Source organism: Stenotrophomonas sp. YJH_SMC_119, from assembly GCF_059368315.1.
On sequence record NZ_JCAFRP010000003.1, the window covers coordinates 146,941 to 168,328 of the forward strand.

Consider the following 21,388-nt stretch of genomic DNA (forward strand, 5'->3'; position numbering starts at 1 on the left):
CGTTACCCTGATCTCAGCCGGTGCGACGAGCGTTCGTATGCTTCCCATCATGGGCTCATCATTTCACCGTCCAGATTTCATGATCGTCACCCGGCCGTCCGGCTGGGTGCAGAGCGGCGAGCGCTGGGATCTGTGGTGGAACGGCCGTTCGGTGGCCAGTATCGTGCCGCATGCCGTGCTCGGGTTCCGCCTGAAACTGGACGCACGCAGGATGTCACAGAGCAAGGTCGTGTCCGTCGCCAGCGCCCGCCAGGCGAAGCGCTACGCCGAGCGCTGGTGCGCGGCGCGGCTCTGCCCACAACTGCCACTGCGTGACGCCGTCGCCCGACTGGTGCAGAGTGCACCCGAACCGGGCGCCGTGTTCGCGCCGCCACTGACCCGGACGCAGCGGCAGCAGGCCCGGCGCCTGGCCGAGGCCGGCGCAAGCGAGATGGGGCGGATCAAGGAAGCGCTGGCGCCACGGCCGCGCGTGATGGCCGCCAGGCCCGAGGTGCAGGGACGAGGTGGAACCTGGTCTGTGCCCGGCCAGAATCCATCCTCGCCGCACCGAAACGGGAACACCTCCCCAGCCAGGGTTACGCCGAAAGCTCCTCACGCACGATCCTGGCCCCTTCGCTGAGCGCGCGCAGCTTGCCGCGTGCCACTTCCCGTGCAAGCGGCGCCATGCCGCAGTTGGTGCTTGGGTAGAGTTTGTCGGCATCCACGAACTGCAGCGCCCTGCGCAGCGTGTTGGCCACGTCTTCCGGCGTTTCCACCGTATTGGAGGCCACGTCGATGGCGCCCACCATCACCGTCTTGCCGCGCACCAGTTCGATCAGGTCGATCGGCACGTGCGAGTTCTGGCATTCCAGCGAGATGATATCGATGCTGGAGGTCTGCAGCTTGGGGAACGATTCTTCATACTGCCGCCATTCCGAGCCCAGTGTCTGCTTCCAGTCGGTGTTGGCCTTGATGCCATAGCCGTAGCAGATGTGCACCGCCGTCTGGCACTTCAGGCCCTCAACCGCACGCTCCAGCGCGGCCACGCCCCAGTCGTTCACTTCGTCGAAGAACACGTTGAAGGCCGGCTCATCGAACTGGATGATGTCGACGCCAGCGGCTTCCAGCTCCTTCGCTTCCTCGTTGAGGATCTTCGCGAACTCCCAGGCCAGCTTTTCGCGGCTCTTGTAGTGCGCGTCGTACAGCGTATCGATCATGGTCATCGGGCCGGGCAGGGCCCACTTGATCGGCTGCGTGGTCTGGCGGCGCAGGAACTTCGCATCCTCGACGAACACCGGCTTCGGACGGCTCACGGCGCCGACCACGGTCGGCACGCTGGCATCGTAGCGGTTGCGGATGCGGACCGTTTCGCGCTTCTCGAAATCGACGCCGCTGAGGTGCTCGATGAAAGTGGTGACGAAGTGCTGCCGGGTCTGTTCGCCGTCGCTGACGATGTCGATGCCGGCGTGCTGCTGCTCCTGCAGGGACAGGCGCAGTGCATCCTGCTTGCCTTCAGTCAGGCCGTCGTCCTGCAGCTTCCAGGGTGACCAGAGCTTCTCGGGCTCGGCCAGCCAGGAGGGCTTGGGCAGGCTGCCTGCGGTGGAGGTGGGAAGCAGTTTCTTCGTCGACATTGCGTCTGGTTTCCTGGGGGCGAATGGGGAATCAATGGATCAGCGGGCAGCCCACTGCTCAAGCACGGCGCGGTACGGCTTGATGAAGTGTTCTTCGGTAAACCGGCCCTGCTTGACCGCCAGCTGGCTGCGCTCTTCGCGGTCGTAGACGATGCGGGTGGAGGAGTAATCCTGGTGCTTCAGGCTGGGCTGGTAGACCTTGCCGGCCACGGAATTGGCGTTGTAGATCTCCGGGCGGTAGATCTTCTGGAAGGCCTCCATCGTGCTGATGGTGCCGATCAGCTCCAGGTTCGAGTAGTCGCCCAGCAGGTCGCCCTGGAAGTAGAACGCCAGCGGTGCGACGCTGCCCGGCGGCATGAAGTAGCGCACCTGCAGGCCCATCTTGTCGAAGTACTGGTCAGTGGGAGAGAACTCGCCCTGGCGGTATTCCACGCCCAGGATCGGGTGGTGGTTCTCGGTGCGGTGATAGGTCTTGCTGCTGGATACGCTGATGCAGATTACCGGCCCCTTGCTGAAGTTGGCGCGGTAGGCCTCGGACTCCAGGAAATGCTTGAACAACTTGCCATGCAGGTCGCCAAAGCCCTCCGGGATGCCAAAGGTGGCCTTCCCTTCGTTGCTGGCCGGCAGCACCACGCTGAAATCGTAGTCGCGCACGTAGGACGAGAAATTGTTGCCGACGATGCCTTCGATGCGCGCGCCGGTGCGGGTGTCGACGATGGTCGGGCGCAGCACCTCGATCAGCGGGAACGGATCACCGCCACCGCTGCTGCCGATGTGCATCTCCACCGAGATGATGTCCAGCTCGACCGCGTAGCGATCCGCGCTGGGGTTGTCCCAGTGCGCCAGATCGTTGAAGCGGTTGTTGATCATGCTGATCGTGTTGCGCAGGTTTTCCTGGCGGGACGCGCCGCGGGCAAGGTTGGCGAAATTGGTGGTGATGCGCGTCCCGTCGGCAGGCTGGTAATCCTCGTTGAAGGGGATCTGCGTGATGCTGAAGGTGAAGGTGTCGGTCGTCATGGGTGGCGTTCCGTAGTGCGGGGTGACATCCGGATGCGGGCGAGGGCATCCGGCATTCAAAGTGCTGCGGCCGCTTCCAGGTCGGCAAGGCGCTGGCGAGGCAGGTCCAGCAGCGGCATGGCCCGCCGCACCGCCAGCCGTGCGCGCTCGACCAGGGCGTCGTTGTGCACGCGACCGTCGGCGAAATCCCGGTCGGTGGCGTAGACGCCCAGCGGCAGGGTGCGCGCCTGGAAGAAGCTGAAGAGCGGGCGCAGCTGATGGTCGATCACCAGCGAGTGGCGCTCGCTGCCGCCGGTCGCGGCCAGCAGGATGGGGGTGTCGACCAGTGCGTCCTGGTGGACGAAGTCGAAGAAATGCTTGAACAGCCCTGTGTACGAGCCGCGATAGACCGGCGTGCTCACCACCAGCACATCGGCCTGCTCGACGGTGGTCAACTGGCGTTCCACGGTGTCGGGCAACTGCGAACGCCAGAGCGCACCGGCCAGCTGCGGGGCCAGTTCGCCCAGTTCGACCAGGTGCTGCTCGCTGTGGATGTCCTCGCCGATCAGGCCCATCAGATGCTCGGCCAGGGTGGCGGCCTTGGAGGGGCGCTGCAATCCGCCGGACACGGCGACGATTCGAAGGGGGCGGGCAGGTGAAAGCATGACCCGATGCTAGCCATGCCCTTCCATGACGTAAAATGGTATTACTTCACCTATCCATGAGCAGGATTCATCGTCATGCTGGAGCGGATCCACCTCAGCATCGTGCAGCAGGTCGAGCAGCAGGGCTCGCTTACCGCGGCCGCCGGCGTACTGAACCTGACCCAGTCGGCCCTGAGCCACAGCATGAAGAAGCTGGAACAGCAGCTGGGCACTGATGTATGGCTGCGCGAAGGCCGCAGCCTGCGCCTGACCCAGGCCGGGCAATACCTGCTGGCCGTCGCCAACCGCGTGCTGCCGCAGCTGGATCTGGCCGAGGAGCGGTTGGGCCAGTTCGCACAGGGCGAGCGCGGCGCGCTGCGCATCGGCATGGAATGCCATCCCTGCTACCAGTGGCTGCTGAAGATCGTCTCGCCGTACCTGGCCGCGTGGCCGGATGTGGATGTGGACGTCAAGCAGAAGTTCCAGTTCGGCGGCATCGGCGCGCTGTTCGGCTACGAGATCGATCTGCTGGTTACCCCCGATCCACTGCTCAAGCCAGGCCTCAAGTTCATTCCCGTGTTCGACTACGAGCAGGTGCTGGTGGTGGCCAGCAACCACGCCCTGGCCAAGGTGGATTACGTGAAGCCGCGCCAGCTCGGCCAGGAAGTGCTGATCAGCTATCCGGTGCCGTTCGAGCGCCTGGACATCTACAACCAGTTCCTGCTGCCGGCCGGCATTACGCCGCGACGGCACAAGGCCATTGAAACCACCGACATCATGATGCAGATGGTGGCCAGCGGTCGTGGCGTGGCCGCCATGCCGCGCTGGCTGGTGGAAGAGTACGCCACCCGCATGGACGTGGTGCCGGTGCGCCTCGGTGCGAAGGGCATTCCCAAGCAGATCTATCTGGGTGCGCGCGAAGCCGATACCAGCATCGACTACCTGCAGGCCTTCATCGAACTGGCGCGGAACAGTTCGCCCCTGGCCAGCAATGCAGGCGTGGGCGCGTGATGTCCGCGCCTACGTCGCTGCGGGTGCAGGCCTTCCTTGATGCTTTTTCGCTGGAGGTGAGCGCCAGGGCCATGCCGGCGCTGGGTGCCGAAGCCACCCGCATTCCGCGTGGCACCACGATCTCCATTCCCTGGCTGGCCAGCGAGGACGACGACGCACGCCTGGCAGCGGCGCGCAGGGTGCGTGAACTGGGCTTCGAGCCGATGCCGCATCTCTCGGCGCGGCGCATCGGGTCGCGTGCGGTGCTTGAGCGCTTCCTGCAGCGTGCCGCCAACGAGGCAGGTGTCGCCCAGTGCTTGGTGATCGCCGGCGACCTGGCCACGCCCGCCGGACCGTTTGCTGACAGCGCTTCGATCATCGAGAGCGGCCTTCTGGAGAGGGCCGGTATCAAGGTCGTCGCCATCGGCGGTCACCCCGATGGCCATCCGGTCCTGGGCAGTGACGCGTGCTGGCAGGTACTGGAACACAAGTGCCAGTCCATCGAAGCGCGCGGCATGGCGCCAATGATCATCACGCAGTTCGCCTTCGATGCCGACATCGTCCTGGCCTGGTTGCACGCGCTGCGCGCCCGTGGCATCCACGTTCCGGTGCTCGTTGGCGTGCCGGGCCCGGCAAGCATCGCGCGGTTGGTACGCTACGCCGCAATGTGCGGGGTGGGGGCCAGTGCATTGATGCTGTCCCGGTATGGCATCTCGATCGGCCGGTTGCTGGGCAGCGCGGGCCCGGAGGTGTTCGTGGACCGTCTGGCGGGCGGTTTGACTGATGCCCACGGGTTGGTCAGCCCGCACTTCTTTCCGTTCGGTGGAATTGCCCAGTCGTTGGACTGGATCAACCAGCATCGGGCGCTGCCATCGGTTGCCCGCCGCTGACAGGCCATCAATCGTGCCTGCCGGGCAGCGCATGACCCGGTGCCGCCCCGCTCAGCCCCGGCGGTGGCGTATCCCTGACGGGGTACTGATCAGGCCCGCATTGCTGATGGCCTGGCGCGTACCGCACGCCCGGCACGCAAGCACGGTTCCTCCTCGCACATGCTCCATTTCCTGCTCGCCCCAGACGCTGGTTGCGCCGCAGGCCGTGCAGGTGGCTTCGATCTGCAGGGCACGGGCCAGGTCGCCCTCCGCGCCTGGCGTGTAGGTGAGGTCCCTGATCTTGAATAGGCCGGTATGACTCATTGGAACGCCGTTGTGGGTGCACTACGGGAAGATGCGAGGCGAAGGTGTCGACAGGGTTGGCACAGTGTCGAGAAACGGCGCGCTTCAGCTCATGCATCACTACGCAGCACGAACTCCTCCAGCCGCGCCCGGCTGACGGACTGGTGGTTGCCACAGCCTGGGCAACTGAGCGAAGCAGCGCCGTTGAGATCGACGAGGCCATGATCAGGAATGGCGCGGAACTGCCTTGAACACTTCAGGCAGGAACAATCGATCCGGGTGACCTGCAGCAGGGTGCCATCCTCACGCGCCACTCCTTCGACGCTGTTTACATAGAACTGTCCGATGTCGCGCATGAAGATGAATAAAGCCCTGAACGTATGGGGGCCTTCATCATGCCGCCTGTCGCGCTGCTAGGCGCGAACCGTATTCTGAAGAATTAAGAATACGCATCACGGCCCGGACTTGCGCCGGGTGCTAGAGTGTGAATAGGTGCCGACGTGGCCCTGCATTCAAGGCGAAGTCCATGCCCATCCGGGCCGTTGTATACGCAAGCCAGGCCGTTGAAGGCCTTTCGATTGACCGCCTGGAAGCACTCGTCACCGATGCCGCGAGGTTCAACAAGCTTGCAGGGGTGACAGGCGTGCTGCTGCATGACGGCACGCGATTCGTGCAGTACTTCGAAGGGCCGGAAGATGGGGTGGCCAGCGTTTACGAGCGGGTGCTGCAATCGACCAGCCACACGGATGTGGTGGAGCTGGCCCGGGGACGTGTCTCTACCCGGCAGTTCCCCTATTGGTCGATGCACCAGCTTCCTGCCGACCAGCTTCTGGTCGGCAGGCTTGCCAGGGCCGACTGGTCACGCTTCAAGAGAAGCCAGCCCGAGGAGATTGCGGGTTCTGCGTGGGGTATCGATGTGCTGGCCGCCGCGGTTGAGCCCTACGTGCACGCCGCTTAGTTTGCGGTTCGGCGGCCGCTCCCTTGGGATGTGCAGCGACATGAAGGCTTTCATCACGCTCATCGCCGCATTTGCTGCGGGCCCGGCGCTTGCCGATGCCCCGCTGCTGCCGCCGGAGAGGTTCACGGCATGCTCCCCCCGCGCGGAATCTCTGTACCGATTCGGATCCAGCCGTCAATTCAACGCGGGTAATGCCACAGGAATCGGGCCAGGATGCCTCGCTGATACCCGGATGGCATCGCGGGTTGTTCCCGTCGGACGATGGGGCTCGGTCGTGGTCGGCTGCGAAGGCATGAACCTGGTTCCGGCTGACGTGACGTTGAGCGAGCCGGTGCTGCATTTCTACAATCGCGGCCGCCTGGTTCGCACGGCTACGCTCGATCAGTTGTATCGGCGCACCATGGCGTGACCACGCCATCACCCGCATTCACTCCACAACAGCGAAAATGCACTATCGGGCGCGCCCCTACGCGCGCCGCTCACTGCCTGCAGGATCGCGAAGATGTCCAAGCCCCCCTTTGGTGAATCGTCATGTGCCGCCGCTGCCAGCGGTTGCGTCGAGGTGCGCGGCGCGCGCGAGCACAACCTCAGGAATGTCGACGTCTCCATCCCGCGCAACGCATTGGTGGTGTTTTCCGGTGTTTCGGGCTCCGGCAAGTCATCGCTGGCGTTCGGCACGATCTTCGCGGAGGCGCAGCGGCGCTACTTTGAGTCGGTTGCGCCGTATGCACGGCGCCTGATCGACCAGGCCGGCGTGCCTGATGTGGACGCCATCGACGGGTTGCCGCCGGCAGTGGCCCTGCAACAGCAGCGCGGCGCCAGCAACGCGCGCTCATCGGTGGGCAGCGTCACTACGCTGTCCAGCCTGGTGCGCATGATGTATTCGCGTGCAGGTGCGTACCCGGCCAACCAGCCGATGCTTTACGCCGAGGACTTTTCGCCCAATACCCCGCAGGGCGCCTGCAGCACCTGTCACGGGCTGGGGCACGTCTACGAGGTGACGGAAGCCTTGATGGTGCCGGATCCGTCGCTGAGCATCCGCGAGCGCGCCATCGCCTCCTGGCCGCCGGCCTGGCATGGCCAGAACCTGCGCGACATCCTGGTCACGCTCGGCTACGACATCGACGTACCGTGGAAGAAGCTGCCGAAGAAGGATCGGGAGTGGATCCTGTTCACGGAGGAAACGCCCACCGTGCCGGTCTATGCAGGCTTCACGCCTGCCGAGACCCGGGCTGCGCTCAAGCGAAAGCTCGAGCCGAGCTACATGGGTACATACACCGGCGCGCGTCGCTATGTGCTGCATACCTTCGCCAACACCCAGAGCGCGCTGATGCGCAAACGGGTTTCCCGCTACATGGAAGGCAAGCTGTGCCCGGTCTGCCACGGAAAGCGCCTGAAGCCGGAAGCGCTCTCGGTCACCTTCGCGGGCGTGGATATCGGTGAGTTCATGCGGTTGCCCCTGGATCAACTGGCGGATCTGCTGGAGCCCATCGCGGAAGGTGATTTCGGCGCACACAGCAAGGGTGCACCTATCAGCAGGCATGCGACACCCCGCGATCGTGCCCGGCGCGCCGCGAGTGGCCGCGCGACGCACGAGGGCGCCCCCGACGTGCGCCTGACCTCGGCCCTGTCCGAAGAGAAGCGGCTGGCCGCACAGCGGCTGGCGGGCGGGGTCATGGGGCGGGTACGGCAACTGCGCGAGCTTGGCCTGGGCTATCTCTCGCTGGACCGCGCCACGCCCACGCTGTCCGCCGGCGAACTGCAGCGCCTGCGGCTGGCCACGCAGCTCAGCTCGTTGCTGTTTGGTGTGCTGTACGTGCTCGACGAGCCTTCGGCCGGACTGCATCCCGCCGACAGCCAGGCGCTGTACGACGCGTTGGACCGGCTGCGTGATGGTGGCAACTCGGTGTTCGTGGTCGAGCACGATCTGGAGCTGATGCGCCGCGCGCAGTGGCTGGTGGATGTGGGCCCGGAGGCCGGTGAGCGGGGCGGGCGCGTGCTCTACAGCGGCGAGCCCGATGGCCTGCGCCAGGTGCAGGAGTCGCGCACGGCACTGTATCTGTTCGACCAGGTACCCGCGCCCACCCGGCGGCAGCGCACCGCCACCCACTGGCTGGAACTGCAGGGCATCCATCGCCACAACCTGCAGGGAGTGGACGCGCAGGTGCCGCTGGGATTGCTGACGGCAGTGACCGGCATTTCCGGCTCGGGCAAGTCCAGCCTGGTGGCTCAGGCGCTGCCAGAGCTGATGCTGCTGCATCTGGGGCATGAACCTGCGGACGATGGCGCCGAGGCCTCGCCGACCGACGGGCCTACCGTAATCGAAACGACGCGAGGCCAGTTGGCCGGTGATGTGGACGCCATCCAGCGGGTCGTGCAGGTCGACCAGAAGCCGATCGGCCGCACGCCACGCTCCAACCTGGCCACCTATACCGGGCTGTTCGATCACGTGCGCAAACTGTTCGCGGCGACGCCCGCCGCACGTCGTCGTCGCTTCGATGCGGGTCGTTTCTCGTTCAACGTAGCCAAGGGCCGATGCGAAACCTGCGAAGGCGAGGGTTTCGTGAGTGTCGAACTGCTGTTCATGCCCAGCGTCTATGCCCCATGCCCCACCTGCCACGGCGCCCGCTACAACGAGGCCACGCTGAAGGTGCTATGGAATGACCGCAACATCGCCGAGGTCCTGCAGATGACCGTGGACCAGGCGCATGCATTCTTCATGGCGGAAGAGGTGATTGCCCGGCCGTTGCAGCTGCTGCAGGACATCGGCCTGGGTTACCTGAGGCTGGGCCAGCCGGCCACGGAGCTTTCAGGCGGCGAGGCCCAGCGCATCAAGCTGGCCACTGAACTGCAGCGCAGCCAGCGCGGGCGCACGCTTTACGTGCTGGACGAACCCACCACCGGCCTGCACGCGTCGGATGCGGACAGGCTGCTGGTTCAGCTGCAGCGGCTGGTCGACGCAGGAAATACGGTGGTGATGATCGAGCATGACATGCGGGCGGTCGCCCAGGCGGACTGGGTGATTGACGTCGGGCCGGGCGCAGGCAGCGCGGGTGGCACCATCGTGGCGAAGGGAACGCCGCAACAGGTGGCCCGCGCGCGGGGAAGCAGGACAGCGCCTTTCCTTGCGCGCGAGCTGGCTCCTCTGTAGGGCCGAGCCATGCCCGGCCATCACCCTCGGCCAGATCCGGGGGCGGCCTGTCCAGCAAACGATGCTCAGGTCTCCCCGCGCCACTGGCTCATCAACATCTGCAGAAAGCGTTCCGCAGTAGGCGAGAGCAGGGCGCCCCGGCGACGGACGATCCCGATCGTGCGCGACACCACGGGGTTACCAATCGTGCGCGTCACCAGGGTCGGATGATCCCCGTCCGGCGTGGCCATTTTCGGCAGGACCGACACGCCGATGCCGGCCTCGACCATGCCCAGTGACGTCGACAGGTGGGTCACTTCGTAGTGCCAGCTCAGCTTGAGGTTCTCGCGCGCCAGGGCACCATCCAGCAGCGTGCGGTTGCCGCTGGTGCGATGCACGGTGATCAGCTGGTGCTCGGCCAGATCGGCCCATTCAACCTTGCGCTTGCGGGCCAGCGGATGATCGCGTCGGCAGGCCAGCACGAAGGGATCTTCGGCCAGCACGTCGAAATCGAGATTCGGATCGTTGGCGCCCATGAAGTTGATGCCGAACTCGACTTCGCCACGCTCTACCGCCTGCAGGCCTTCGGTGGCCGGGATATCCAGGATCCGGAAGCGCACGTTGGGATGCGCTTCGTGGAAACGCGCCATCACGCTGGGCAGGAAGTAGAACGCCGCCGTGGGCAGGCAGGCGATGGTGACGGTAGCGCCCCGCGTATCGTCCCTGCCCCGCAGTGAGAACAGTGATCCATCGAATTCCTCCAGCATGCGACGCACCAGCGGCAGCAGGTTCTCGCCGACGGCGGTGGTGCTGACGCTGCGCGTGGTGCGCTCCAACAGTGGCGAACCCACAGCCTGCTCCAGCTTCTGTATCCGTCGGCTGAGTGCCGGCTGGGAGACGTGCAGGATCTCCGCGGCGCGGTGGAAGCTGCGCGTCTCCGACACCAGAAGGAATGCGCGTAGATCCAGGATTTCGCAATTGATGCTCATTGGGTATCAATCATCAAAAAATCAGCAATTCACAGATCAATTGGGGCCATGCCAGTATCGAATCACAGAGGGGTTATTCATCCCCTATACGCATCAATCTAGCACACGTATGTCCAACGATCTGCTCAGCATTCCCTGCGTACTCATGCGCGGTGGTACATCCAAGGGCCCGTTCTTCCTGGCCAGCGATCTTCCGGCGGACATTGCTGAACGCGATCGCCTGCTGGTGGAAGTAATGGGGTCGGGCCATCCGCTGCAGATCGATGGCATCGGTGGCGGCAACGCGCTGACCAGCAAGGTGGCCATCATCGACCGATCCAGCCGGGCAGACGCCGACGTGGACTATCTGTTCGCCCAGGTACGGGTGGAGCAGCAGGTGGTGGACACATCCCCCAACTGCGGCAACATGCTGGCGGCGGTGGGCCCGTATGCCATCGAGCGGGGGCTGGTGCAGGCTCAGGATCCGCAGACCGAGGTGCGCATCCACAACGTCAACACCGGCAAGCTGATCATCGCCACGGTGGAAACGCCGGGCGGCCATGTGGTCTACCGCGGTGATACGCGCATTGCCGGCGCACCGGGCTCGGCCGCGCCGGTCAGGCTTTCCTTCCTCGATGCCGCAGGCGCCCGCACCGGCAAGCTGCTGCCCAGCGGCCACGCGCAGGAAAGCATCAACGGCATGCCCGTCAGCCTGGTGGACTGCGCCATGCCGATGATGCTGGTGCGTGCCGAAGACCTGGGCGTGCGTGGTGATGCTTCGCCCGCCGAACTGAACGCGGACGCGGCGTTCATGCGCCGGCTGGAAGCGCTGCGCATCGAGGCAGGTGCCCGCATGGGCATCGCCGACGCCGGCAACAAGGTCATTCCCAAGCCGGTGCTGCTGTCGGCGCCGCAACACGGCGGCGATCTGCAGGTGCGTTACTTCATGCCGCACCAATGCCACACCGCACTGGCGATCACCGGTGCGGTCGGCCTGGCTACCGCCGCCGTCACGCCGGGCACGCTGGCCCACACTTTGGTCGGGTGCCTGTCCGTTCCCGGCAGCATTACCCTCGAACATCCGAGCGGGGACCTGCAGGTGGGCCTCAGTCGCAGCTCGGATGACGCACCGGTGATTGCCAGCGTGGTCCGCACCGCACGCCGACTGTTCGAAGGTCGCGTGTTTGCGACAACGCCAGCGCCTGCCATGGCCAGTTCCACCCAAGCCCGCCAATGGACGTCAGCGGCATGATCTGAACCCGGCAGGGCCGGCGCAGACGCGCATGCCTGCCATTACAACGTAGATGCTTCACTCCTGGGAGGGATGATGTACAAGCAGTTCTTCATGGCCGCGCTGTGCGCGGCCGGCCTGGCCGCGGCCGGTTGCAGCAACAGCGGGCGCGCGGAAGGCGCATCCACCGGCACCGGTGACGATGCACCCGTGCGCATCAGCGTCGGCTCCTACAACCTCAATAACCTTCCGTTCTTCATTGCCGATGCCAAGGGCTACTTCAAGGACGTCGGCCTGGACGTAAAAACCGAGAACTTCGCCCAGGGTGGCTCGAAGGTGCTGCAGGCCCTGGTGGCGAATTCCACCGACGTGGCGGTCGGTTTCTACGACCACACCATCCAGATGCAGGCCAAGGGCAAGGATGTGGTCGCCTTCGTGCTGCTTTCGCGCAATTCGGGCCTGGTGATGGCCGGCCGCGAGGATGCCACCTTCGATCCGGCCCGCCCGGACACCATCAAGGGCCAGAAGGTCGGCATCACGGCCCCGGGCTCCTCGTCCGACTTCTTCGTCCGCCACTTCCTGGCGCAGCACGATATTCCGGCCGACAGCATTTCGCTGATCGGCGTCGGCTCGGGCGCTGCTGCAGTCGCCGCGCTCGAGCAGGGCAAGATCGACCTGCTGGTCAACTACGATCCGGCTGCAACCCTGATCACCGAGCGCAAGGTCGGGAAGATCATCCTTGACGCGCGCAGCGACGAAGGCGCCCGCCAGGTCTATGGCGGGCTGTACCCGACCTCGGTGATGTACGCCAACCAGAGCTTCCTGGACAAGCGCCCCGAAGCGGCCGAGAAGATCGCCCGTGCCGAACAGATGGCGCTGAAGTTCATCGCCGACAACAGTGCCGAGGAGATCGTTGCCGCGCTGCCGGACAGCTACGTCTCCGGCGACCGCGCCACCTATGCCCGCGCGGTGGAGAACGCGCGCGCGATCTTCACCCGCGATGGACGCTTCACCCCGGCCGACCTGGAGACGCCGTTGAAGGTGCTGCGTGAGTTCAATACCGATGTGGCCAAGGCCAACATCGATCTGTCCAGGACCTACACCAATGCCTTCGTCGAGCGTGCCAACGCTGCGGCGCCGGCTGCCCAACCGTAAGCGGAGGTAACCCCATGGCCCTCAATGCCACCGTGCGCCAACTCAACGGCGCGCCGCAGCTGGAGCCTGCACAGACCATGGTCGCCATCAACAAGGTGACCATGTCCTTCGGCGAGTTCACCGCCGTTCGCGATGTCGACATCCAGGTGGGTGACGGCGAGTTCCTCGCCATCGTCGGGCCCACCGGCTGCGGCAAGAGCACCATCCTCAATTCCGTGGCGGGCCTGCTGAAGCCATCCTCGGGCGACGTGGCCATCGATGGCCGCACGGTCAGCGGCGTGCAGGAGTCGGTCGGCTACCTGTTCCAGCAGGACGCCCTGCTGCCGTGGAAGACAGCTTTCCAGAACGTCGAGCTGGGCCTGCGCTTCCGCGGCGTGCCCGAAGCCGAACGCAAGGCCAAAGCCAACGCGTGGCTGGCCAAGGTCGGCCTGGCCGGTTTCGAGCATCGCTATCCGCACCAGTTGTCCGGTGGCCAGCGCAAGCGTGTGCAGATGGCGCAGGCGCTGATCGTCGAGCCGAAGGTGATCCTGATGGACGAGCCGTTCTCGGCGCTGGACATCCACACCCGCCACCTGATGCAGAACGAGCTGCTGCGCCTGTGGCAGGAGGATCGCCGCTCGGTGATCCTGATTACCCATGACCTGGAAGAAGCAATCGCGCTGGGTGACCGCGTGGTGGTGCTGTCCTCCGGCCCGGCGAGCCGCGTGGTGCGCAGTTTCGACGTGGATCTGGAACGGCCGCGCAATGTGGCCGAGATCAAGCTGGATGACCGTTTCACCGACCTGTACCGCGACATCTGGGCCTGCCTGCGCGGCGAAGTGGAGAAGAGCTATGCACGCCAAGACTGACAAGTTCATCCAGCTCGCGCTGGTAGTCGCCGTGTTCGGTGGCTGGGAAGGTGGCATCGCGCTCGGCGTGATCGATCCGTTCTTCTTCCCCTCGCCGACGGCCATCGTGCAGCAGGCCTGGACCTGGTTGTCCGATACCTCGTTCTACCAACATGTGTACATCACGCTGACCGAAACCGCACTGGGCTACATCATCGGCACCGGCCTGGGCGTGGCCGGCGGTGTCTGGCTGGGCCTGAGCCGGCGCTCGGCGCGCATCCTGGATCCCTTCATCAAAGGCTTCAACGCGATTCCGCGCGTAGTGCTGGCGCCGATTTTCGTGTTGTGGCTGGGGCTGGGCCTGTGGTCGAAGGTGGCGCTGGCGGTCACGCTGGTGTTCTTCACCACGTTCTTCAACGCCATGCAGGGCGTGCGCGAGGTGAACCCGGTGGTGCTGGCCAATGCCCGCATCCTGGGCGCAAGCCGCAGCGACCTGCTGCGCCATGTCTACTTCCCGGCAGCGGCCAGCTGGATCCTGTCCTCGCTGCGCACCTCGGTCGGCTTTGCCGTGGTCGGCGCGATCATCGGCGAGTACCTCGGCGCTTCGGCGGGCCTCGGTTACCTGATCGCGCAGGCCGAGGGCAACTTCAATGCCGTGGGTGTGTTCGCCGGCATCATCATCCTGGCCGCCTTCGTGCTGGTCATCGACGCCCTGCTGGACGTGGTCGAGAACAAGCTGATCACCTGGCGTCCCAACGCCCAGGCACAGGCCACCAGCTGACCGGGCCGGGCTGAGCCCGCCTGCCGCGCCGCCGGTCCGATCCGGCGGCGCGAGCTTCCTCCCCCGATCTTCCCCCGCACCACCGCAACAGGCCAGCGCCGGGCCAGGGGGCCGGCTGGCCGGAGAGAGAGTCCATGAACCCTTCCACCGTGCTGCCGCTGGCAGCGCTGCCGGTCGCGCTCGGCCTGCTGTTGGTCAGTGGCCACGCCGACGCCCAGTCTGTTTCATCCCCGCCCACGCCACTGAGCCAGGCCGAGCTGTCACGCCTGGTACAGCAGCAGGCGCTGCAGATCCAGCAATTGGAAGCGCGCCTCCGCGCCGTCGAGGGCGGGCAGGGCACCGCGGCCGCACTATCCGCGCCGCCCGCGCCCGCGCTGGAAACGCGGGTGGCCGCACTGGAATCCGGCCAGTCCAGGCAGCCCAAGGTCTCCTGGGCCAAGGGCGCACCCGAGTTCAGCAGCGCCGACGGCACTACGGTGTTCCGTCCCCGCGGCCGCCTGTTCGTCGATGCCTCCAGTACGGACGGTTCGGCGGTCGGTGATCGCAACGTTTCGGGCACCGAGGTCCGTTCGGTGCGCCTGGGGGCCGAGGGACGCTACGGCACACTGGGCTGGGTGGTTGAGGGTGACTTCGCCGACAACGCGGTGGCCTGGAAGTCGGTCTACGCCACGCTGGACCACACCCTGTTCGGCCTGCCGGCCGATCTCACGATGGGCAACCGCTTGAACGATCGCGGTATCGATGGCTCCAGCAGCACCTCCAACACGCCGTTCCAGGAACGCAACGTGGTCGGCACGTTGATGCTGCCGCAGCGCGGCCTGTTCGGTGTCGGGCTGACCGAGCGGGTGTACGGAAAGGGCTGGCACGCCAGCCTGTCGGTGGCCGGCAACGATCTCAACAACGCCGGCACCGACAACGACAGCCAGACCTGGGCCACGCGCGTGCACTGGAATCCGCTGGACACCGCTGGTGCCACGTTGCATCTGGGCGCATGGGCGTTCCACGAGAAGATTCCCGCCGGGGCCAGCGGCGTGGTGCGCAGTTCGGCTATCGCGGGGCATTTCAACGATCTGGTCAGGATCACACCGGGCACGCTGCTGGGCGCCGAGCGCAGCACCGCCTACGGTGCGGAACTGGCCGGCTTCTTCGGCCCGGCGTGGGCAACGGGCGAGTGGGGTACGCGAAGCCTGCGCGGGGCCGATGCCGGCGGTCGCTACGATCGCGACCACGCGGCGTGGGCGATCTCGGCTGGCTGGTTCCTGGCGGGCGCCCAGCCTTCGTACTCGGGCAAGGCCGGTACCTGGGGGAAGGTGAAGGTCGCCGATCCGGTGACGCGCGGCGGCGGCGGTGCCTGGGAGCTGAAGGGCCGCTATGAAGACGTGGACTATGCCGAGCTGCCCAGTGGTGGTACCGGTAACGCGTGGACCCTGGGCGCGAACTGGTACCTCAACGATTTCAGTCGCGTGATGTTCGAAGCCGTCCGTTGGCAGACCCGTCACCGCAACGGCAGCGCAATGGGCAGGGATGAAGGCACCACCTTCAATACCCGCCTGCAGCTGGTCTTCTAGGGCAGGGGCGCCGCCTGCACTCTGGTCACAGCAGCAACAACGCTGCGATGAGTGCAGGTGGCATCACCAGCGCGCCGACGCGCAGGAAGTCGAGCGCGCTGACATGCTCGCCTTCGCGACGCAACGCCATCAGCCACAGCATCGTGGCCAACGAGCCGGTCACCGACAGGTTCGGGCCCAGATCCACGCCGACCAGCAATGCGGCACGGGTCTGCGCCGGCAGGTCCGCCATCTGCCCCAACGAACCAGCCGCCAGGCCGACCGGCAGATTGTTGGCCACGTTGCTCAGCAGTGCAGCGGCGCCGCCGGCCAGCCAGCTGGCCTGGTGCGGCGACGTTTTCGCCAGCGCCTGCAGCGCGCTGGCCGAACTCTGGATGACACCGGTCTGCGCTACCGCTTCCACCAGCACGAACAGCCCCGCCACCAGCGGCAGCACCCCCCAGGATACGTGGCGTAGCAGCGGCAGCGGGCTGCGTCGCTGGCGGATCGCCAGCGCCACCACGCTCAGCGTGCCCGCGCAGAAGGTGGTCAGGCCCAGCGGCCCGTTCAAGGCGGACGTAACCAGCAGCACCGTGCCGGTGAACAGCACGCCCAGTGCGCTCAGTCGGCCGCCGTCGGTCAACGGGCGATGCGCCGGCGCGGCCACCAGCGGCTGTGCGATTTCGCGACGGTGCACCCAGCGCAGCACAAGATAGGTCGCACCGATCGCCGCCAGCGAGGGCAGCGCGAACTGCGCCAGCCACTGCAGCAGCGGCGGCATGTGCTGGCCGTACACCACGAGATTGGCCGGGTTGGAGATGGGCAACACGAAGCTGGCCGCGTTGGCGATGAAGGCACAGACGAACAGGTACGGCAGGGGATTGGCCCGGGCCGCCTTGCAGGCCGCGTAGACCGCCGGCGTCAGCACCACGGCTGTCGCATCATTGGAAAGAAACACCGTTACCAGCGTGCCGACCAGGAACACCAGGTCGAACAGGCGTCGCCCGGATCCGCCCGCGTGCCGCACCGCGTACAACGCCAGCCAGTCGAACAGCCCTTCGCGGCGTGCGAGCTCGGCCAGCACCATCATGCCGACCAGGAACAGGTAGACATCGCGGCCCTCGGCGACTGCGTGCCAGGTAGTGCCGAACGACACAGTGCCGCTGAGCGGAAGCAGCGCGGCCGCACCGAGCGCCCACACATACTCCGGAATGCGGAACGGACGGAACAGCAGGCCGACAGTGGCAACGGCCACCGCCATCCAGATGATGAGGGAAGAATGGGAAGCGAGCATGGGGTAGGGGGCGTGCGCGGTGCCGTCCATCGACCGCGTCGCCGGTTCTCCGGCGCATGTGATCGGCGTGCAGGCGCCCGCTGCGATCAGTGCAAGTGCCGGGGTTGCGGCATCATACCGTGCCGGCTGCCCAGCAAAGGCCCTGACGCGGCACGTTACGTGACGGCCGCACCAGGGCATTCAACACCGCGCCTACTGCGACGCACACTCCACCTTGCGATCGAACTCGGTGCCCAGTACGACCGAGGTGATCGCAAGCGTTGTGCCCTTTCCGGCGCGCAGCGCAAACGGCACGTTCAAGCGGCTCATGTCCGCCCCGGCGTTGGCCAGGCACTTGAGGGGAACGCCCAGCCTGACCCACTCATTGCGCGGCGCCGCCAACAGCGCGGGGCCCAGCGCAACCTCGGCAGCACACGCCGCCCCGCAGGCGGTACCGAGTGTCACTGCGGATTCCGCCGGGAGCTGTTCGACACGCATGGTCGCTACCAAGGACAGCTCGCCGTTGGTCTCGCGAGACCAGTCCAGCGGAGTATTGGCCTGCAACGCCACCGTGGCCGGCGCCCGGAAACTGAACCGGCGTGCGCCCTCCTGCACATCGGTGTTGATTGCGACCATCGCCAGTGACTGGTCGGCAGTCGTTGCATTGGGATGCACGACATCGGTCGATTCGCCATTGGCGGCAGCCAGGCGAAGCATCAGGCCGGTGCCGGCCACACCACGATCAAACAGGGTACCGCTACCGGCGGCGTCCGGATCAATGCCCGGGTCCTCGGAAAGCGCAGGCAGATTTCCCTTGTCGGCATAGGTCAGGCCGTATCCGAAGGCGAACTGCGGGTCGTAGTCCTTCTGCCCCACGTTGTTCTGGTACTGGTTGGCCCGGCGTGGCCAGGAGTAGCTCAGCTTTCCGCGGAAGTCGTGTTGCACGCGCCCATCGGCCCCACGCAGCAGCACATCGGCCACGCCCCCACCTTCCGATCCCGGCAGCCACGCGGCCAAGAAGGCATCGGCTGCGTTGATTTCGCGGTTCAGCCACAACGGGCGCCCGCTCAGGAACACCCCCACGACCGGAATGCCGTCTGCCTTCAGGCGTCGCATCAGCTCCAGGTCTCCGGACTTGCCGTTCTTGAACATCAGGTTGGGCAAGTCGCCCTGGAACTCGGCATACGGATCTTCGCCGAACACCACGATGGCCACATCGGGCCGGCTGCGATAACGGCCATCGACCGCCAGTTCGGCCTGGCCGCCGCCCGACCTGACCTGTGCCTCCAGGCCTTCCCAGATCGTTTCAGCATTCGGGAAGTCCTCCCGACGCGTGCCATCGCCCTGCCAGCTGAGCGTCCAGCCGCCCGCCTGACGGCTCATGTCGTTCGCGGCATCGCCCGCAACCAGCACCCGTTGTTTCGGCGGGAGTGGCAGCAGCTGGTTCTGGTTCTTGAGCAGCACCAGCGATTCACGCACGGCCTGCCGCGCCACCTGGCGATGCGCCGGCGCCCCGAGCAGCTCGAATCTGCCGCCCAATGCGCGCTCGGACGGCTTGGGTTTGTCGAACAGGCCCATGCGCATCTTCGCCCGCAGAATGCGGCGGACGGCATCGTCCAGCCGCGCCTCCGGCAGGCTGCCGTCCTTCACGTGGGCCAGCGTGCTTTCATACATCCCCTTCCAGCTGTCCGGTGCCATCGCCATGTCCAGGCCCGCCACGTAGGTCCTGGCGCAGTCGGTGTTGCTGCAGCCCTTGATCTGGCCATGGCCGTTCCAGTCACCGACCACGAAGCCGCCGAAGCCCATCCGGCCCTTCAGCACATCGGTCAACAACGGCTTGTGCCCATGCATCTTCTCGCCATGGAAGCTGTTGAAGGACGCCATCACCGACTGCGCGCCCGCATTGATCGCCGGCAGGTATCCGGCGGCATGGATGTCGCGCAGTTCTGCCTCGCTGACCGTGGTGTTGCCCTGGTCCTTGCCGTTGCCCGTGCCGCCATCGCCGAGAAAATGCTTGACCGTGGTCATCACGTGGTGGTCGTCGAGGAAGTCAGCAGCCCCCGCCTTGCCCTGCAGGCCTTCGACGAATGCCCCTGCATAGCTGGCCACCAATGCCGGATCTTCCGAGTAGCCTTCGTACGTGCGCCCCCAGCGGTCGTCCTGCGGAACGGCCACGGTCGGCGCGAAGGTCCATTCCATGCCGGTCACACGGGTTTCGGCAGCGGTGATCCTTGCGATCTCGCGCAGCAGTTCCGGGTTGCGCGCTGCGCCCAGGCCGATGTTGTGCGGGAACAGAGTGGCACCCACCACATTGCTCTGGCCATGCATCGCATCAATGCCCCAGACGATGGGAATGGCCTTGCCACCGTTGCGCGTGTCCATCGAGGCTTCCCAGAACGCGTCGGCCAGTGCAAGCCATTCGGCGGGTTTTGCGTTGTAGCGGCCACCTGGGTCGGATGCGCCGCCCGCCAGTATTGAACCCAATCGATATCTGCGCACGTCGTCGGGCGTGATGCTGGCGATATCGCCCTGTACGATCTGGCCGACCTTTTCTTCCAGCGTCATTGATGCGATCAGCGCGTCGATGCGTCGTTCCATGGCCGGATCGTTGGCCAGCGGCCAGGTTGCCTTGGGCCAGTGCGCGGGAGTGATGGTACCTGCGTCGTTCACCGGGGCAGGGGCCGCACCGGTCGCAGGCACCAGCGCCATGGCAAGCGATGCAGCCAGCATCAGGCGGTGTGGACGTAAAACGGGGTTGCGCTTCGCACGATCGGAATGACGGACGTTCATCGGAACAATCATCTCGGAAGGGTGGCTTGGATGGGCTCGGCGACCAGAAAGCAACCTGACAGCGTTGTCAGTCGAAGTCGAGCATACCCAGCCCGTGGAACGAATGCTTGCTGCACAGCGGCATGGGTTTTGAGGATAAAGTTGCATCTGCATCCACATCCCGTGGTGCAGGATTTCGGTAGAGATGGTGAGGCTATGACGGGCAGAGGGCGGGGGATGCCGGGACCTGAGCAGGTGCTCGCAGGCAGGCCGGGACGCGTGCGGATCGAGGATGTCGCGGCAACGGCCGGGGTCTCGATGAAGACCGTCTCGCGGGTGCTCAACAACGAGCCGAACGTCTCCAAGAGCACCCGGGCCCGGGTGGACGCGGCAGTGGAAAAGCTGCGTTACCGCCCCTTGCCCTCGGCACGGGTCCTCGCCGGCCGGCGTTCCTACCTGATCGCGATGCTCTTCGATAATCCGTCCTCGAACTATCTGATGGAGATCGAGATGGGGGTGCTGGATGCCTGCATGGAACAGCACTACAACCTGATGCTCGCTCCGCTGATCTACGACGCGGCCGATATCGTGGAAAAGGTCGAGTCATTGATCATGCAGTCGCAGCTCGACGGCGTGGTGCTGACGCCGCCCCTGACCGACGACACGGCCCTGCTGGAACGCCTGGTCGACCTGGGCATTCCGTACTCCAGCATTTCGGCGAAGGAACAGAACCGGAACGTGGGCGTCGTCGTGGATGAAATCGGCGCGGTGGTGGCGCTGATCGCACACCTGGCCTCGCTGGGCCATACCCGCATCGCCCATATCAAGGGACACGCCGCGCATGGCGCAAGCATGTGGCGCCTGGCAGGCTATCGCGAAGGCCTGCGCAGGGCAGGCCTGCGCTACGACCCCAGCCTGGTGCTGGAAGGTGAGTTCTCATACGAATCCGGCTACATCGGCGCCAACGCACTGCTTGATCGGCCTGATCGGCCGACTGCCATCTTCGCTGCCAACGACGATATGGCGGCCGGGGTCATCTGCGCGGTGTTCGAGCACGGCCTTTCGGTGCCGGGCGACATCTCGGTCTGTGGTTTCGATGACACGCCGATCGCCCGCCAGATCTATCCGGCGTTGACCACGGTCTGCCAGCCCACCCGAGAGATGGGCCGGCGGGCGGCCATGGAGCTGATCAAGGAAGTGCGCGAGCTCGGCAGCGGTGGCGTGGTCGATATTGACTACGCCCTGCAGGTCCGGCGATCCACAGGGCCGGTCCGTCACGATTGAACGCGGTCCAACGGCCTGCCGGCGCGATCGGGACGCCGCGCTGGCAGGGCAGG

Annotated in this window: 19 protein-coding genes; 12 read left to right on the top strand and 7 right to left on the bottom strand. The window is 65.8% G+C overall.

Annotated elements, in window-relative coordinates; genetic code table 11:
• Window positions 1-37 precede the first annotated feature (37 nt).
• Window positions 38-619: a hypothetical protein gene (locus tag AC5P6S_RS06640; protein ID WP_087802665.1), complete on the top strand. Its 582-nt coding sequence runs from the start codon at window positions 38-40 to the stop codon at window positions 617-619.
• Here AC5P6S_RS06640 and AC5P6S_RS06645 read toward each other — a convergent pair.
• The 3 genes from AC5P6S_RS06645 to msuE are packed head-to-tail and all read right to left on the bottom strand — an operon-like array spanning window position 576 to window position 3,271.
• Window positions 576-1,610, bottom strand: a complete 1,035-nt coding sequence (locus AC5P6S_RS06645) for a methionine synthase (RefSeq protein WP_012480323.1) — start codon at window positions 1,608-1,610, stop codon at window positions 576-578. The genes AC5P6S_RS06640 and AC5P6S_RS06645 overlap by 44 nt on opposite strands.
• Window positions 1,611-1,649: 39 nt before the next feature.
• The gene (locus AC5P6S_RS06650; RefSeq protein ID WP_012480322.1) at window positions 1,650-2,627 is read right to left on the bottom strand and encodes a DUF1852 domain-containing protein; all 978 of its coding nucleotides are present in this window, start codon (window positions 2,625-2,627) and stop codon (window positions 1,650-1,652) included.
• Between the two features lie 56 nt (window positions 2,628-2,683).
• A complete protein-coding gene (gene msuE / locus AC5P6S_RS06655; RefSeq protein WP_012480321.1) occupies window positions 2,684-3,271 on the bottom strand; it encodes an FMN reductase in 588 nt (195 codons plus the stop codon).
• A gap of 75 nt (window positions 3,272-3,346) precedes the next feature.
• Between msuE and AC5P6S_RS06660 the strand changes: the two genes are divergently transcribed.
• Together AC5P6S_RS06660 and AC5P6S_RS06665 are read left to right on the top strand one after the other, a co-directional pair.
• Complete coding sequence (locus tag AC5P6S_RS06660; protein ID WP_012480320.1) at window positions 3,347-4,261, top strand: LysR family transcriptional regulator; 915 nt, start codon at window positions 3,347-3,349, stop codon at window positions 4,259-4,261.
• Window positions 4,261-5,130: a methylenetetrahydrofolate reductase gene (locus AC5P6S_RS06665; protein WP_012480319.1), complete on the top strand. Its 870-nt coding sequence runs from the start codon at window positions 4,261-4,263 to the stop codon at window positions 5,128-5,130. Before AC5P6S_RS06660 ends, AC5P6S_RS06665 begins: the two co-directional genes overlap by 1 nt.
• A gap of 392 nt (window positions 5,131-5,522) precedes the next feature.
• Here the strand turns inward: AC5P6S_RS06665 and AC5P6S_RS06670 are convergent, their stop codons facing one another.
• Window positions 5,523-5,768 (bottom strand): hypothetical protein, encoded by a 246-nt coding sequence (locus AC5P6S_RS06670; protein ID WP_012480318.1) that lies wholly within the window; start codon window positions 5,766-5,768, stop codon window positions 5,523-5,525.
• Between the two features lie 170 nt (window positions 5,769-5,938).
• Between AC5P6S_RS06670 and AC5P6S_RS06675 the strand changes: the two genes are divergently transcribed.
• The 3 genes from AC5P6S_RS06675 to AC5P6S_RS06685 all read left to right on the top strand — a co-directional run bounded on the left by AC5P6S_RS06675 (window position 5,939) and on the right by AC5P6S_RS06685 (window position 9,521).
• A complete protein-coding gene (locus tag AC5P6S_RS06675) occupies window positions 5,939-6,370 on the top strand; it encodes a BLUF domain-containing protein (protein WP_043033421.1) in 432 nt (143 codons plus the stop codon).
• Between the two features lie 40 nt (window positions 6,371-6,410).
• Complete coding sequence (locus AC5P6S_RS06680; RefSeq protein WP_134946164.1) at window positions 6,411-6,779, top strand: hypothetical protein; 369 nt, start codon at window positions 6,411-6,413, stop codon at window positions 6,777-6,779.
• Between the two features lie 93 nt (window positions 6,780-6,872).
• Complete coding sequence (locus tag AC5P6S_RS06685; RefSeq protein ID WP_495204532.1) at window positions 6,873-9,521, top strand: excinuclease ABC subunit UvrA; 2,649 nt, start codon at window positions 6,873-6,875, stop codon at window positions 9,519-9,521.
• A 65-nt stretch (window positions 9,522-9,586) separates the two neighbouring features.
• On the opposite strand, the gene AC5P6S_RS06690 is transcribed toward AC5P6S_RS06685, so the two are convergent.
• Window positions 9,587-10,489 carry a LysR family transcriptional regulator gene (locus AC5P6S_RS06690; RefSeq protein WP_005409730.1) on the bottom strand — a complete coding sequence of 301 codons (903 nt, stop codon included), beginning with the start codon at window positions 10,487-10,489 and terminating at the stop codon, window positions 9,587-9,589.
• Between the two features lie 109 nt (window positions 10,490-10,598).
• Here AC5P6S_RS06690 and AC5P6S_RS06695 point away from each other — a divergent pair, with 109 nt between their 5' ends.
• The 5 genes from AC5P6S_RS06695 to AC5P6S_RS06715 all read left to right on the top strand — a co-directional run bounded on the left by AC5P6S_RS06695 (window position 10,599) and on the right by AC5P6S_RS06715 (window position 16,030).
• Entirely contained in the window at window positions 10,599-11,720 is a 1,122-nt protein-coding gene (locus tag AC5P6S_RS06695) for a 4-oxalomesaconate tautomerase (protein WP_043033423.1), read from the top strand.
• A 75-nt stretch (window positions 11,721-11,795) separates the two neighbouring features.
• Complete coding sequence (locus tag AC5P6S_RS06700; RefSeq protein ID WP_005409728.1) at window positions 11,796-12,854, top strand: ABC transporter substrate-binding protein; 1,059 nt, start codon at window positions 11,796-11,798, stop codon at window positions 12,852-12,854.
• Window positions 12,855-12,868: 14 nt separating this feature from the next.
• A complete protein-coding gene (locus AC5P6S_RS06705) occupies window positions 12,869-13,702 on the top strand; it encodes an ABC transporter ATP-binding protein (protein ID WP_005413494.1) in 834 nt (277 codons plus the stop codon).
• Complete coding sequence (locus AC5P6S_RS06710) at window positions 13,686-14,462, top strand: ABC transporter permease (RefSeq protein ID WP_005409726.1); 777 nt, start codon at window positions 13,686-13,688, stop codon at window positions 14,460-14,462. Before AC5P6S_RS06705 ends, AC5P6S_RS06710 begins: the two co-directional genes overlap by 17 nt.
• Before the next feature lie 134 nt (window positions 14,463-14,596).
• Entirely contained in the window at window positions 14,597-16,030 is a 1,434-nt protein-coding gene (locus tag AC5P6S_RS06715; protein ID WP_495204533.1) for an OprO/OprP family phosphate-selective porin, read from the top strand.
• A 25-nt stretch (window positions 16,031-16,055) separates the two neighbouring features.
• On the opposite strand, the gene AC5P6S_RS06720 is transcribed toward AC5P6S_RS06715, so the two are convergent.
• On the bottom strand, window positions 16,056-17,333 hold the full coding sequence (locus AC5P6S_RS06720; protein WP_081284555.1) for an arsenic transporter: 1,278 nt from the start codon (window positions 17,331-17,333) through the stop codon (window positions 16,056-16,058).
• Between the two features lie 162 nt (window positions 17,334-17,495).
• On the bottom strand, window positions 17,496-20,072 hold the full coding sequence (locus AC5P6S_RS06725) for a glycoside hydrolase family 3 protein (protein ID WP_099561262.1): 2,577 nt from the start codon (window positions 20,070-20,072) through the stop codon (window positions 17,496-17,498).
• 195 nt (window positions 20,073-20,267) lie between these two features.
• On the opposite strand from AC5P6S_RS06725, the gene AC5P6S_RS06730 reads away from it, so the two are divergent.
• Window positions 20,268-21,335 (top strand): LacI family DNA-binding transcriptional regulator, encoded by a 1,068-nt coding sequence (locus tag AC5P6S_RS06730; RefSeq protein ID WP_232092412.1) that lies wholly within the window; start codon window positions 20,268-20,270, stop codon window positions 21,333-21,335.
• Window positions 21,336-21,388 lie beyond the last annotated feature (53 nt).